The sequence below is a fragment of the Maricaulis sp. genome (assembly GCF_017642925.1).
Lineage (GTDB): Bacteria > Pseudomonadota > Alphaproteobacteria > Caulobacterales > Maricaulaceae > Maricaulis.
Genome location: NZ_JAEPOL010000005.1, coordinates 170,819 through 184,711, shown reverse-complemented (window position 1 = coordinate 184,711; position 13,893 = coordinate 170,819). Strand labels below are relative to the sequence as shown.

Here is a 13,893-nt window from a genome sequence, read left to right as displayed (position 1 = left end):
TACAGTCTTTCCCCGGCTTCCTCCGGCGTGTCGTTCCACGCTTATAACGGCAGGCCGTCCCCGGGCCGCTCCCCCGATCAGGGGATGGCTGGTGTCGATTACACTTCGATAACTTCGTGAAATCCACTGGCAAACGCTCTGCCAGGTCTGGCGGCGGGGCACAGGAGGGGACATGAAACGCATTCTTCAACTCATCGCGACACTCGGTGTTGCCGCGAGCCTGACCGCTTGCGCCTCGCTCGTCACCGGCGGTCCGCTGGTCCGCCCGGGCGAGCCGACCGGCATGCTGGAGATCGTCAACGGATCAAGCCGGACGCTGACGGCAATCCTGATCTCGGACTGCTCGGCAGCGAGCTATGGGCTCAACCGCCTGCCGTCAGGCGTGTCCGTACCGCCGGGGCGGTCCTACCGCTTCACAGTGTCGGCAGGATGCTGGGATGTGGATGCCGGACTGGCCTACAGCGAAGCGCGCTTCCGCACACGGGTCCCCGCCGGCCGGCTCGTCCGCCACACCGTCGTCGACGGGCGTTAGTCTGGCGCCAGCTGCCCGGTCAGGTGCGCCTCAAGCGCTTGCAGGCTCTCCGGGATATCGCTGACCCGCACCTCGCGCTGCAAAACCCCTGCGAGCGCCGGCGGCAATTCAACTGACCGGCCGATCACCGGCTCGACGATGTCGGCGAATTTTCCGGGGTGGGCGGTTGCGGCGACAATCCAGGGCCGGGCCTTGCGTTCGGCTTCGGGCAGGCGTGCGTGGGCTTCCAGACCCGTCGCCGTATGCGGGCAGGCAATATAGCCGCTGTTCTCGAATGTCGTGCGGATGCGGGTGCGGATCGTGTCGTCGTCGATGCACTCCACACCCGCGATTGCGCCGCCGTCGAACCCGTCCAGGCGTTCGAAATTGCTCGGCGCGCCGACATCCATGGCATTGGCGATGGTCGCAATCGATGCGCGCGCTGAATAGCGGCCCGAAGCGAACCAGTCGGACAGGGTTGTGTTGGCATTGGTGGCCAGCACGATCGGGCCGATCGGCAGGCCGCAGGCGCGGGCCAGGATGGCGGCAAAGGCATTGCCCAGATTGCCGGTGGGGATGACGAGGCCGGGCTTTGCCCCGGTCTCTGCTTCGGTATCGAGCGCCGCGCGGGACCAGTAGACCATTTGCGGCAGCAGGCGGCCGATGCTGATCGAGTTGGCCGAGGTCAGCGAGTGCCTGGCGGTCAGATCGGCATCGGCAAAGGCCGCCTTGACCAGGGCCTGGCAGGCGTCGAAATCGCCGGCCACGCGGAGCGCGGAGACGGGCGGCTTCCAGCAGCACAGCTGGTGTTCCTGGAAGGCCGAGATCCGGCCCTTGGGGAACAGGATGACGGCGCGCACGCCGGGTACGCCCTCGGCCGCGCAGCCGACGGCCCCGCCTGTATCGCCCGAAGTCGCGACCAGAACCGTGATCGGCGCGTCCGCGTCCTGGCCCAGAGCGCTGAAACTGCGGAACAGGAAGCGGGCGCCGAAATCCTTGAAGGCGCCGGTCGGGCCATGAAACAGTTCGAGCACGGCCGGGGCGTCGTCGCTTGCATCCGGGCTGACCCGTGGAGCCGGGAAGTCGAACGCGTCATGGCAGATATCCGCCATGGCGTCCGCCAGGGGCGAACCTTCGAAGAAGGGGGCGAGCAGGCGTGCGCCCAGATCGCCGAGCCCTGGCGTGTCGGCGAAGTCGCCGCTGGTGAAACCCGGCAGGCTCCCGGGCAGGTAAAGACCGCCATCGGGCGCCGCTCCGGCCTTGAGCGCGATATCAGCGGTGACAGCGGGGGCGTTGCCGCGGGTGGAGTGAAACAGCATGAGCGGCACTATCCCTTTTGGGGTTCGATCCGGAGCCCGGGGGAATTCAGCGGGGCATCATAGGCGGTTGCCGGGCATCCGGCGGCTGCAAAGGCTGCGGCCATGGCGGTCCGCGTGGCGTCGAGATCTGCCACCCGGGTCCAGGCGAAGACGGACGGGCCCGAGCCGGAGAAGGAGCAGCCCAGCGCGCCGGCCTTAAGGGCGGCGGCCTGGACCGGCGCCAGTTCCGGCAGCAGGCTGGCCCGCTGCGGTTCGATGAAGATGTCGCGCAGGCCGCTGGCCACGAGGTCGAGATCGCCGCTGGCGCAACCGGCCACGAAGCTGGCCATGTTTCGTGAATGCTCGACCGCAATATCCTTGGCGATCTGCGGCGAAAGAAGTTCGCGCGCGGCCTGGGTCTCGATCTTGCGCTGGGGGTGGAAGACCACGCAGGCAATCCCCTCGGGCAGGGGCAGGCGCCGGATCAGGGGCGGGTCGAGGCGCGCCGCCAGGACGAGACCGCCCAGCAGTGCCGCCATCACATTGTCCCAGGGCGGCGGATCGGCGGAGACTTTCTCGCCTTCCATGGCCAGGGGCAGAAGTTCGATGTCTGAAAAAGGCTTGTCGAGCAGGGCATTGGCTGCGCCGGCGGCGGCAACAGCCGAGGCCGCGGAGCCACCCATGCCGGCACTCATCGGTACGCCCTTGTGCACATCGATCCGCAGGCCGAAATCGGCTCTGGCCGCTTCAAGCACGGCGGCTGCGGCGGCGAGGGCGCAATTGCGCTCCGGTTCGGCCGGCAGGCTGTCGACCAGACCCGAAACCCTGCCCAGACGCACGCCGGGCTGGTCTTCCCGGACGGCGCAGACTTCGTCACGCACGGCGTCAAAGGCGAGGCCGAGCACATCGAAGCCGACCCCGACATTGCCTACACTGGCGGGCGCGCTGGCGCGGGCCGCCGGATTTGCTGTCGTCATGCCACCTGTCCCGTCGACATTCGGCGGATATGGCTAAGCGGATTCTCCGGTACGGGCGACGCTTCGGCTTCGCCGGTCAGATAGGAACGCTGGATGTCCATGATATCGGCAAAGACAGCTTCCGCTGTCGGCCAGCGGCCGGCTCCCTTGCCGCGTACGGAAACCGTCTTTTGCGGCAGTTTCACGAGGAAGCCATTGCCCTCGTTGACGAGGCCGGCCAGCGGGTGATCGGGCTCCAGGGCGACGATCTCGACGCGCGCCTCCACCCGGCCGTCCGGGGTCGCTTCGCAGCGGGCGATCTGCTTGAAGACCATGCCTTTCTCGTTGACCGCCCGGATCCGGTTGCCGTCGAGATCGTTCAGGCTTTCCTTCTCGATCTGGCTGGGGTGCAGCGTGACGCCGAAGGCGTGATGGGCCAGCAGGACCAGCTTGTCGGCCGCATCGTGACCGTCGAGATCGGTGCTGGGATCGGCTTCCGCAAAGCCCAGCCTCTGGGCTTCGCTGACCGCGTCGGCGAGACGGGTGCCCTGTTTGAGCTGGTCGAAGATGAAATTGCAGGTGCCGTTCATGACGCCTTCGACCGCCAGGATTTCGCCATTGCGGCCGAGCAGGTCGACCAGTTCCAGGATCGGAACGCCGCCGCCGATAGCGGCCGAGTAACGCAACTGCCGTCCTTGCTGCCGGGCGAGGTCGTTGAGGCGGTCGATATCGAGGGCCACCACAGCCTTGTTCGCGGTGACAAGATGGCTGCCATCGCGCAGCACGCTCTGGCTCAGCGCGCGCGCCGTATCGGTACCGCCGAGCGTTTCCACGACAATGTCAGGCGTTCCGGCCAGGGCGACGGCCGGGTCCTCGGTGAATTCCAGCGGGCGATCACAGGCTTCTGCGTGCTTTGCCGCGTCACGGACGAGGACCGGGGCGAGTTCGAACCGGCCCGGATGGGCCAGAAGATGCGAGCACACGCCGGCGCCGACGGCGCCATGGCCGAGCACGGCGACTTTCAGCTTGCGCGCGGCGGGGACAGGCCCCGGGCGTTGCTGCACGCGTCCGGCGATGCGCGTTGCATAGGGGCGCCCCAGAGCGGCGACCTCGATCACGACCTGGTTGTCGCGCGCCCGGAAGATCGCCTTTTCCTGAACGAGACCCCGGCTGACGCGTACGGCTTCGTCATAGTCGAGCTGGTCGAGGCGTTCCGCATCGGCGACCCTGGCCGGGTCGTCGGTATAGACCCCGTCGACATCCTTGATCAGCCGGACCCGGTCGGCATCGAGCCAGTGGGCGAACTCGACCGCCGTCAGGTCCGTTCCGCCACGACCCAGTGTGACCGGCCCTGCAACACCTTCCCCGAAGAAGCCCGGCGCAACGATCACGTCAGCGTTTTCGAAGTGCGCCAGGACCCGCTCGGAATCCAGACCCGTGAGATTGGCGTCGAGCGGCTCGCCATCGGCCATCAGACCCATTTCATGCGGATCGAGCACGGCAGAGGGAATGCCGGTTCGCTCCAGCGCCAGACCCATCAGCGCTGCAGACTTCAGCTCGCCGCACCGGACCAGCCGGGCCATCAGGCCGTCGCTGGCCCCCTGGCCGACATCGCCACCGACGGCAAACAGGGCGTCGGTTTCACCTTCCAGGGCCGACACGACCGCGACAACCTTCTCGCCGGCACGCGTGTGGCGATAGATTTCGTGAGCGGCGCGGACGTAGTCGTCGGGCTTCTGGAGGACGGAGCTTCCGAATTTGAGAACGCAAAGCTTCAGCGGTTTTCGGGCATCGAGGTCGAGGGGCATGGGTCTGGGTCCTTTGGGTCTTTTCGGGTCTGGCTGATGGGTGAAGTGTGAATTTCGGGCACAAAAAAACCCGCTCGCCGGGGCCGGGGAGCGGGGTCGGTGTGTTGCGGTTTTCTGGTCCGCTAACGCACGCCGGCCGCCCCCCGTGTCCAGGAGGTGGTCATAATGGTGGTCGTGGTGGTACCGAGGCCGCCGGGCATGGCGCCGCCGCGACCGGACAGACCGGTGACGGTCTGGGTCTGAAGGCCGGCGATGTTCATGGCGTCGAGCGTCATGACGGGTCCATCCCTGCGGCAGCGGCGTGCTGCGCTTGCGAAGTCACACTAGGAAGGCGCATTTGCTCCGGCGGGTCAAACAAATTTTGCTCTGGAGGTGCTTTTTCACCGAACTGACGCAATTTTTTCGCTGAAACCTGGTGCGTCAGGCTTGGCAAAATTCGGAACAAAATTTCCGTATCGACGCCTTGGAGAAAGATTGTCCCGCAAAATCCCGGTTTGTGTACCGGAACATGAAAATCATATACAGGAGCGGCCATTCCGGTCGTGCCGGAATGCGGACACAAAAAGACCCCGGCTGCGGGCAGCCAGGGTCTTTCAGGTCGGATGACGGCAAGCCTATTCGGCTGCGGTTTCCAGCGTCTTTTCGCGGGCCGGCAGTTTGGGCGCTGCGGCACGGACATAGGCCGCCACATTGTCTTCGAACTTGGTGAAATTCTCGACGAACATGGTCACCAGCTTGGCGGCCTGGGCATCATAGGCGGCCGGGTCGGACCAGGTCGAACGCGGGTCCAGGATGCTGTCATCCACACCGGGAACCGCGATCGGCACCATGAAGCCGAACAGCTTGTCCTCACGGAAGGCGGCATCGTTCAGCGAGCCGTCCAGCGCGGCGTTGAGCAGGCCGCGCGTCGCCCTGATCGGCATGCGGTGACCGGTGCCATAGGCGCCGCCGGTCCAACCGGTATTGACCAGCCAGCAGTCGACATCGTGTTCCGCGATCAGCTCGCGCAGCAGGGCGCCGTAATCGGCCGGATGGCGCGGCATGAAGGGCGCGCCGAAACAGGCCGAGAAGGTCGCCGTCGGCTCGGTGACGCCCTTTTCCGTGCCGGCCACCTTGGCCGTATAGCCGGACAGGAAGTGATACATCGCCTGGGCCGGGGTCAGCTTGGCGATCGGCGGCAGCACGCCGAAAGCGTCGCAGGTCAGCATGACCAGGTTCTTCGGATGACCGCAGCGGCCGGTCGCCGACGCGTTAGGAATGGCGTGCATCGGATAGGCGCCGCGGCTGTTCTCGGCCAGGCTGTCATCGTCCAGATCCAGCTGACGCGTTTCCGGATCCATCACGACGTTTTCCAGCACCGTGCCCCACATCTTCGTGGTGGCATGGATCTCCGGCTCGGCTTCGGCCGACAGGCGGATCATCTTGGCGTAGCAGCCGCCCTCGAAATTGAAGAGGCCGTTCTCCGACCAGCCGTGCTCGTCATCGCCGATCAGCGTGCGGCTGGCATCGGCCGACAGCGTGGTCTTGCCGGTGCCAGACAGGCCGAAGAAGATCGCGGCATCGTCCTGGCTGCCGACATTCACCGAGCAGTGCATCGGCATGATCTTCTTCTTGGGCAGCAGGTAGTTGAGGATGGTGAAGACCGACTTCTTGGTCTCGCCGGCATAGGACGTGCCGCCGATCAGCACCAGCCTGCGCGCGAAATCGACCGCGATCACCGTTTCCGAGCGGCAGCCATGACGTGCGGGATCGGCCTGGAAGCTGGGCAGGTTGATAATGGTGAACTCGGCTTCGAACCCGTCCAGCTCGGCCGGTTCCGGACGGCGCAGCAGGTGGCGGATGAAGAGGGAGTGCCAGGCCAGCTCGTTCACGACGCGCACCGGCAGGCGGTGATCAAGGTCGGCGCCGCCGAACAATTGCTGGACGAAGACTTCCTTGCCGTCCATGTGCGCCTGGAAGTCCTGCCACAGCGCGTCGAACTGCTCCGGCGAGATCGACGCATTGGTCTCCCACCAGACCTGGTTCTCGGTCTCTGCATCGCGGACGGTGAACTTGTCCTTGGCGGAACGGCCGGTATGGGCGCCGGTTTTCACCACCAGCGGACCGCCCTCGGCGACTTCACCCTCGCCACGGCGCACAGCCTCCTCGTAGAGGCGGGCCTCGTTCCAGTTCAGATTGACGCGGCCGGCATTGACGCCAAGGGCTTTGAGCCCGCCATCACGCGTTTCGGAGTTCGACATGTTTCCTGCTTCCCCAGTGTGGTCAGTCTGCTCGCTCTTCATGGTTCCGGTCCGGGACCGTGTCGGGCCGGGCGCCGGTGAGCCACTCACCTGTTTGCGGGTGCTTGTGTGAAACGGGACTGTTCGCGCACCCTGTTATCGTCGATCCCGGCAGCAAGACGCTTGCCACGCGGGTCGAACGGTTTTGGTATTCCGGCGGTAGCAGATCGTCCGGGGGCAGAAAAGCCCTTCGGGCACGCCGGAAATTGAAAGTGAAGGACGGGGATCGAAATGGTATCGCAAACACTTTTGACATGTGCCGCAATTGCTTCGGTTTTTTCGTCCTCGTCTGTTTTTGCACAGGAACCGGCCGAGCCGTCGGAGCGCAATGTCCGCTTCATGCAACTGGCACTGGATTGCGTGCAGCGCGAGTATCCCAACAAGATCTCGCATGTGCTGCAGTCCGGCGAGGATGCGCTGACGCCGCGCGAACTCTATCCGGCTTTCTATGGCTGCTATGACTGGCACTCGGCGGTGCACGGCCACTGGCTGCTCGTCCGGCTGTTGCGCGAAACCGGGGACGGCGAGCTGGCCGACCGCGCCACAGCCGCGCTGGATGCCAATCTGACGCCCGGGAATATCGCCGGCGAAGTGGCGTATTTCCAGGGCGAGGGGCGCGGCTCCTTCGAGCGCCCCTACGGTCTGGCCTGGCTGCTGCAGCTGGGTCTGGAATTGCGTGAATGGGACGATCCGCGGGCCGCGCGCTGGCTGGCGGCGCTGGCGCCGCTCGAGACGGTGGTCGCGGACCGGTACAAGGCCTGGCTGCCCAATCTGCTCTATCCGATCCGGATCGGCACGCACAACCAGTCGGCCTTCGGCTTTGCCCTCGCGCTGGACTGGGCGCGGGCGACCGGCGATGCCGGGCTGGAGCGGCTGATCGTCGACAAGGCGCGCGAGTTTCACATCGAGGACCGCGACTGCCCGATCGCCTATGAACCGTCCGGCGAGGATTTCCTGTCGCCCTGCCTGATGGAGGCGGATCTCATGCGGCGCGTGATGCCGCAGGCCGAGTTCGCGAACTGGCTGGGCAGCTTTCTGCCGGGCATCCCGGAGGACGGGTCAGCCGACTGGCTGGAGCCGGGACGGGTTGTCGATCCGACCGATGGCAAGCTGGTTCACCTGGACGGTGTGAACCTGTCGCGCGCCTGGAATCTCGACGCGATCGCCCACGCCCTGCCGCAGGGCGATCCGCGCATTGCGGCATTGCTGGCCAGCGCGGATCGCCATGGCGAGGCGGGTATCGCCTCGGTGACGGGTGAGGATTATGCCGGCGGACACTGGCTCGCGAGCTTTGCGACCTACTACGTTACGGGCCGCGCGCTCGACGCACCGGAATGGCGCGCCGTGCCGTCCGCCGGCGAGGATGACTGAGATCAGCTGGTCGGGCTGTCCGGGGTCGGTTTGACCGGTTCTTCGCGCTTGATGTCGTCGGGCAGGGGGATGTGTTCCTGTTCGTCCGGCGGCAGGATGAAGCGTCCTCCGGCCGGGAAGCCGGCTTCGGCCGCCGCCACCCAGTCACGCTTGGCCGTGTCGATATCGGCTTCGTCGCTGGCGACGAAATTCCAGTAGATGTGCCGGTCGCCCAGCGGCGCCCCGCCGCAGATCATGATGCGGCTGGGCGATTGCGCGCCCAGCTCCGGCGCCGTGCCCGGTTCGATCACCGCCATTTCGCCAGGCTCGAGCGCCTGACCGTCAAGCGTGACGGCGCCTTCGACGAGATAGACCGCCACCTCCTCATGCTCGAGATTGAGCGTGGTCGATGTGCCGGCCCGCAATTCGCCGTGCAGGTAGACGATGGGCGAAAACACCTCGACGGGAGAGGCATGGCCCCAGGCCGTTCCCAGGATCAGCCGGAAATCGCCGCCATCGCGCTCGAAACGCGGCAGCGTGTCGGCCTTGTGGTGATGGAAGGCCGGCTCGACCGCTTCCTTGTCCGAGGGCAGGGCCACCCAGGTCTGGATGCCGTAGAGACGATGCCCGGCGGTCCGTTCCTCGTGCGGTGTGCGTTCGGAATGCACCACGCCGCGGCCGGCTGTCATCCAGTTCACATCGCCGGGACGGATGGTCAGGTCGACACCGAGACTGTCCTTGTGCTGCATGGCGCCGTCGAACAGATAGGTCACGGTTGCCAGGGCGATATGCGGGTGGGGGCGGACATCGATGCCCTGGCCCGGCGCGAATTCAGCCGGGCCCATCTGGTCGAAAAAGATGAAAGGTCCCACCATGCGGCGCCGGGCAAAGGGCAGGACGCGTCGGACTTCAAAACCGCCCAGGTCGCGTGTCCGGCCCTGAATGACCCGCTCGATCTTGTTGTCCATCGTTTCGCTCCCATCTGTTGGTAACGGCTTTCACAGCCCCGGCCCTTGCGCCGGGGGCAAAGCGTTTCATAGTGACGCACCGAATGTGTGGGGAGGTAAGGATGAAAGCAATTGTCGCCCTTGGAATGACCATGTTTCTCACGGCGGAAACAATCGGTCAGGAGCGCCAGGACATTTCACCGGAAGCGGCCGCCACGGCGCGCACGCTGATGGAGACGGCGCTGGAAAGCGATCTGGCCTATGACATTGTCGAGTCGCTGACGACGGAAATCGGGCCGCGTCTGGCGGGCTCCGAAGCCGAGGGGCGGGCCCGCGCCTGGGGCGCGGCGCTGGGGCAGGAGCTGGGTTTCGACCGCGTCGAGGTCGAAGGCTTCACCATGCCCTTCTGGGATCGCGACAGTCTGTCCATCACCATGACCGCGCCCTACGAGATGGAGCTGCACGGTACGGCGCTCGGCGGTTCCGGCTCCGGCTCCGCGCAGTCCGAGATCGTGTATTTCCGCACCGTTGACGACCTCGTCGCCGCCGAAGACGGTTCGCTGGAAGGCCGCATCGCCTTCATCGACGGCGACATCATGGTGCGCAGCCAGGTCGGCGCCGGCTACGGCCCGGCCAATCAGCGCCGCCGCATCGGCTGGCAGCATGCCGAACGCGCCGGCGCAGCCGCGCTGGTCGTCCGCTCGGTCGGCTCGGACAGCCACCGCTTCCCGCATACCGGCATGATGAGCGATCTCGATGGCAGCTGGGCCGGTATCCCGGTGATCGCGGTCTCCAATCCCGACGCCGACCATCTGCGCCGGCTCCACAATAATGGCGAGGCCATCAGCCTGACGGTGAATTCCGGTGCCGGCTGGCACGGTGAAGTGACCAGCGGCAATGTGGTGCTCGACATTGTCGGGCGTGAGAACCCGGAAGAGATCGTGCTGATCGGCGGGCACCTCGACAGCTGGGATCTGGGGACCGGCGCGGTCGATGACGGGGCCGGTGTCGCGATCACTGTCGCGGCCGCCAAGCTGATCGCCGACCTGCCGCAGCGGCCGCGCCGCACGATCCGCGTCGTGATGTTCGGCGCCGAGGAAGTCGGTCTGCTGGGCGCGCGCGCCTACGCCGAACAACACGCCGATGAGGTCGCCAACCATGTGCTGGCAACCGAATCCGATTTCGGTGCCCGGACCATCTGGCGCCTGTCCTCGAATGTCTCGGACGCCGGCACGCCGGTGATCGACGAGGTCGGCCGGGTCATCGCCCCGCTGGGGATTATCCGCGGCGGTTCGAACGAGCCGGGCGGCGGTCCGGACATCATCCCGCTGGCCATGCTGGGCGTGCCGACCGTGCGCCTTGAGCAGAATGGCGAGGATTATTTCGACCTGCACCACACGCCGGACGACACGCTGGACAAGATCGACCCGGACGAGCTGGCCCAGAATGTCGCGGCCTATGCCGCGCTGGTTTACCTGGCGGCGGAGACGGATGTCGACTTCCGCGAAACGCCGGACGATACGGCGAGCCAGTAGCGTCTGGCCGCAGACAGTCTGATACGGAGAAGGCGGGAGCGTGGCTCCCGCCTTTTTCATGACATCAGCGCCCGACGATCCCGTATTCGCCGCCGCGTTCGAGCGCCCGCACATAGGCGGGGCGGTTGTGGATGCGTTCCAGCCAGGCCTGGATCGCCGGATAAGCCCTGCCGATCCCGCCGCGGGCAGCCGCCGCTTCCAGCGGGAAACTCATCTGGATATCGGCGGCCGAGAAGCTGTCGCCGGCAAACCAGTCGCGTCCGGACAGCTCGGTTTCGATATAGCCGAAGATGTTGTCGATCTCGGGCTGGACGAAGCCGTCATTGAGCCGGGTCACGATCGAGCGCGCGATCGGCTTGGCAAAGAAAGGCATCTTGGCCTTGGATATCTGATCGACCACCAGCTTCACCAGCAGGGGCGGCATGGCCGAGCCTTCCGCGAAGTGCAGCCAGTAGACATAGCGCCGGTGATCGTCGCTGCCGGCTTCCGGCTTGAGGGCGGAACCGTAGGTGTCGACCAGATACTCCGTGATCGCGCCGGACTCGGCGATGACGCGGTCGCCATCGGAAATCACCGGAGACTTGCCCAGCGGATGGACGTCCTTGAGAGCCGCCGGCGCGCGCATGGTCTGCGGGTCGCGCTCATACTTGCGGATTTCATAGGTCTGGCCGATCTCCTCGAGCAGCCAGAGAATGCGCTGGGAGCGCGAATTGTTGAGATGGTGCACCGTGATCATGGCTATCGTCCCGCGGGTTTCGTCACTGTCCGCGAAGATAGAGCGCTTGTGCGATGCGGCAATGCAAAACCTTAATCGAGCATCGGCTCGATCGCATCGCCGGTCGGCGGTTGCCAGTCCGGCAGGGAAAGGCCGGTATCGAGACCGGCATGGCGAAGCCGGTGTTGCAACTCGTCAGCCAGCGCACGGTCACCGCCGGCAAGGTCGAGAATTGTGAAGAAGGTCAGGCCCGCCACATGGCCGACATGGGTGTGACCATGGTCGGCGAGTGTGAAGGCCAGTTCCGCAAGCTGCGGCTGGCGGGCGCAGAAGGTCAGCATGTCGCGGTCGAGCAGGCGGCGCGCTTCACGGTCCAGAGCACGTGTTCCGGTCGCGTTGCGGGCGGGCTGAATGGACATGGTAGGCCCCATCTCTAGCGCGTGGCGTCAATTTCGATACCAGATATTGTGGTACGCGTCGCGAGTCGGGGAAATGCATATCCTATGCATCCCGGTCCGGGGGTGTGGAAAACCGCGGTGAGGGGCGGGAAGGGGGGCGCTAGATATCCAGCCAGTAGGCGCGAACGCCGAGCTGCCGGAAAATCTCGCTCCAATAGGCTTGCAGCTCGCCGCGCTGTTCGGCTTCCCACGTCTCGCGCGGGATCAGGCGGATTTCCAGCTCGGTGCCACGCAGGCTGTCGCCATAGGTCTCGCGGATGATGTCCGCGACGGCGCGGGCCGGCGGAACACGCTGTTCGAAACGGCCCCGGCGGCGGCCGTAGACCGAGAAGACGTCCGAATTCTGCAGCATGTCGGAGACGAGCACGATGCGCCGCTGCGGCACGGTCCGGTCGAAGGCCGGATCCTGGCCGAGCCGGGCGAGCGCTTCGATGATCGGGCTGGACGGGGCGTCCTTGGGCAGGACGAGGTCCGCGAGCGCCCGCTGCAGCGGTTCGGCGAACAGCGCATTGTAGCGGGCCTGCACGCGTTCGGGATTGCGGTAGAGCGGATTGACCTGCTCGCCAGCACCCGGATTGCACAGGGAGAAGCGGTTGGTATTGCGCAGTTCGCCGCTCTCGTTGAGCTCGTAGAGCGAGAAGCGTTCGCCGACCGCCAGGGCATTGCGCTCGCCCAGGATCACATCGCCGATCGTGTCCGCCTGGGCGGTGGAATAAAGATCGGTCTTGTCGATCACGACGACGCGGTGGGGCGGCGTTTCATCAACCAGGCACAGTGTCTGGCTGTCATACTCGGCCGGCTTCAGCACGAAGGCGGCATAGCTGATGGCGCCGACAACGCCGGCGATGATGATCAGGTTGAAAAGCCCGATGAGATCGCGTCCGGACATGCCCCCTCCCGTCGCAGGTCGAACCGGTGCAGCCCCGCACCGGCCCGTCTGTCTTAACGCTGGTGGCCCGGTCCGGCCAGATCCTGGCAGATTTCATCCAGCAGCGCCTTGGCCTCGACCAGCTCTTCCAGCTCGGGTGCCGACAGTTTCTTGGCGTCCTTCCAGCCGGTTTCCAGTGCCTTTTCCAGATCGCGCGACGCCGCGTCCAGCCGGCGGGTAACCCCGCCATAGCCGGGGATGGCATCGTCGAAGGTGCGGCCCTTGTAGGCCGCGATGGCGGCGAAGGTGGAGCCCAGGATGAAGAGCAGCAGGGCTTCCAGGGTCTGCAGGTTGAACGGGTTGGCCCGTGCATCCAGAACCGGGGTCAGCACCGTGCCCGTGGTCTCGGCGCCGCCCAGGGCGAGCGTGGCCGCATTCAGTTCCAGCAGGTCGCGGAAATGGGCCGCGGTGAGGTTCAACAGGCCCAGCGCGGCGACCGTGACGCCGACACCGACCGCGGCGAGCGCGGCGACAATCGGCTTGTTGCGGTTCGACATGTGACGCAGGCCGATGAAGCCGATCAGGAAGAAGGCCGCGATCACATTGGTGAAGGAGACGGTGATGGCTTGCAGCCAGCCGCCTAGCAGACCGAGGTCCGAGCCCTTCGAGAAGAAATAGGCATTCGCCAGGCCTTCAAACAGCACCAGTGTCGCCAGCACGGAGAAGTGCAGGATGTGGGATTTGGGGTAGATCGCAGCGCGGTCGATCGGCTTCACCGCCGGACGGGCCTCGTCGGCCTTGCCGTCTTCGGCCGGGTCGTTGATCGCACCGCCCCAGGTGCGGCGGAATTTCAAGAGGTCGGCATGGCGGGCGCGGGCGATGGCCCGGGCACGCGACAACTGGATCATGGCGGCCGGTGCGCGGGTCTCGCGCATCTCGGTCGCTTCGGTCGAATAATCCTGGCTACTGCCGAAATCGCTTCGGTCGAGCACGGTGTTTTCCATCTGGTCTAAGGGCATGGCCTCCCCCCGGTTGGCGCGCGCCGCATTGGCGTTCACAACACGGTTAACGACCAATTGTGAGCCGAAATGGGGCGGAATGCGGCTATTTTGGGGTGGGCCGGTCTTTCTCTGCCGCTTGTGTATTGAATTCCGGAGGCTTGGCGCTC

14 protein-coding genes are annotated in these 13,893 nt (G+C 65.8%); 3 read left to right on the top strand and 11 right to left on the bottom strand.

Features of this window, described 5'->3' with window-relative positions:
- The first annotated feature begins 172 nt into the window (after positions 1-172).
- On the top strand, positions 173-532 hold the full coding sequence (locus JJ918_RS06115) for a hypothetical protein (protein ID WP_291884599.1): 360 nt from the start codon (positions 173-175) through the stop codon (positions 530-532).
- Here the strand turns inward: JJ918_RS06115 and thrC are convergent.
- From thrC to JJ918_RS06085, 6 genes are all read right to left on the bottom strand, one after another.
- Complete coding sequence (thrC, locus tag JJ918_RS06110; RefSeq protein ID WP_291884597.1) at positions 529-1,830, bottom strand: threonine synthase; 1,302 nt, start codon at positions 1,828-1,830, stop codon at positions 529-531. The two genes, JJ918_RS06115 and thrC, sit on opposite strands and share 4 nt — an antisense overlap.
- A gap of 8 nt (positions 1,831-1,838) precedes the next feature.
- Positions 1,839-2,786, bottom strand: a complete 948-nt coding sequence (locus JJ918_RS06105; protein WP_291884595.1) for a homoserine kinase — start codon at positions 2,784-2,786, stop codon at positions 1,839-1,841.
- The gene (locus JJ918_RS06100; protein ID WP_291884593.1) at positions 2,783-4,573 is read right to left on the bottom strand and encodes a homoserine dehydrogenase; all 1,791 of its coding nucleotides are present in this window, start codon (positions 4,571-4,573) and stop codon (positions 2,783-2,785) included. Before JJ918_RS06100 ends, JJ918_RS06105 begins: the two co-directional genes overlap by 4 nt.
- A 122-nt stretch (positions 4,574-4,695) precedes the next feature.
- On the bottom strand, positions 4,696-4,848 hold the full coding sequence (locus tag JJ918_RS06095; protein ID WP_271186038.1) for a hypothetical protein: 153 nt from the start codon (positions 4,846-4,848) through the stop codon (positions 4,696-4,698).
- On the bottom strand, positions 4,845-5,108 hold the full coding sequence (locus JJ918_RS06090) for a hypothetical protein (protein ID WP_291884590.1): 264 nt from the start codon (positions 5,106-5,108) through the stop codon (positions 4,845-4,847). Before JJ918_RS06090 ends, JJ918_RS06095 begins: the two co-directional genes overlap by 4 nt.
- Positions 5,109-5,187: 79 nt before the next feature.
- Positions 5,188-6,813: a phosphoenolpyruvate carboxykinase gene (locus tag JJ918_RS06085; RefSeq protein ID WP_291884588.1), complete on the bottom strand. Its 1,626-nt coding sequence runs from the start codon at positions 6,811-6,813 to the stop codon at positions 5,188-5,190.
- Between the two features lie 378 nt (positions 6,814-7,191).
- Between JJ918_RS06085 and JJ918_RS06080 the strand changes: the two genes are divergently transcribed.
- Positions 7,192-8,223 (top strand): DUF2891 domain-containing protein, encoded by a 1,032-nt coding sequence (locus JJ918_RS06080; protein WP_291884586.1) that lies wholly within the window; start codon positions 7,192-7,194, stop codon positions 8,221-8,223.
- Between the two features lie 2 nt (positions 8,224-8,225).
- Here JJ918_RS06080 and JJ918_RS06075 read toward each other — a convergent pair whose 3' ends face one another.
- Positions 8,226-9,170 (bottom strand): pirin family protein, encoded by a 945-nt coding sequence (locus JJ918_RS06075; protein WP_291884585.1) that lies wholly within the window; start codon positions 9,168-9,170, stop codon positions 8,226-8,228.
- 101 nt (positions 9,171-9,271) lie between these two features.
- Here JJ918_RS06075 and JJ918_RS06070 point away from each other — a divergent pair, with 101 nt between their 5' ends.
- Positions 9,272-10,684, top strand: a complete 1,413-nt coding sequence (locus tag JJ918_RS06070) for a M20/M25/M40 family metallo-hydrolase (protein WP_291884583.1) — start codon at positions 9,272-9,274, stop codon at positions 10,682-10,684.
- Between the two features lie 64 nt (positions 10,685-10,748).
- Here the strand turns inward: JJ918_RS06070 and JJ918_RS06065 are convergent, their stop codons facing one another.
- From JJ918_RS06065 to JJ918_RS06050, 4 genes are all read right to left on the bottom strand, one after another.
- Positions 10,749-11,420 carry a glutathione S-transferase gene (locus JJ918_RS06065; protein WP_291884582.1) on the bottom strand — a complete coding sequence of 224 codons (672 nt, stop codon included), beginning with the start codon at positions 11,418-11,420 and terminating at the stop codon, positions 10,749-10,751.
- A 71-nt stretch (positions 11,421-11,491) separates the two neighbouring features.
- On the bottom strand, positions 11,492-11,818 hold the full coding sequence (locus JJ918_RS06060) for a hypothetical protein (RefSeq protein ID WP_291884580.1): 327 nt from the start codon (positions 11,816-11,818) through the stop codon (positions 11,492-11,494).
- A gap of 139 nt (positions 11,819-11,957) precedes the next feature.
- A complete protein-coding gene (locus JJ918_RS06055; RefSeq protein ID WP_291884579.1) occupies positions 11,958-12,746 on the bottom strand; it encodes a hypothetical protein in 789 nt (262 codons plus the stop codon).
- 53 nt (positions 12,747-12,799) lie between these two features.
- Positions 12,800-13,744 (bottom strand): hypothetical protein, encoded by a 945-nt coding sequence (locus JJ918_RS06050; RefSeq protein ID WP_291884578.1) that lies wholly within the window; start codon positions 13,742-13,744, stop codon positions 12,800-12,802.
- Positions 13,745-13,893 lie beyond the last annotated feature (149 nt).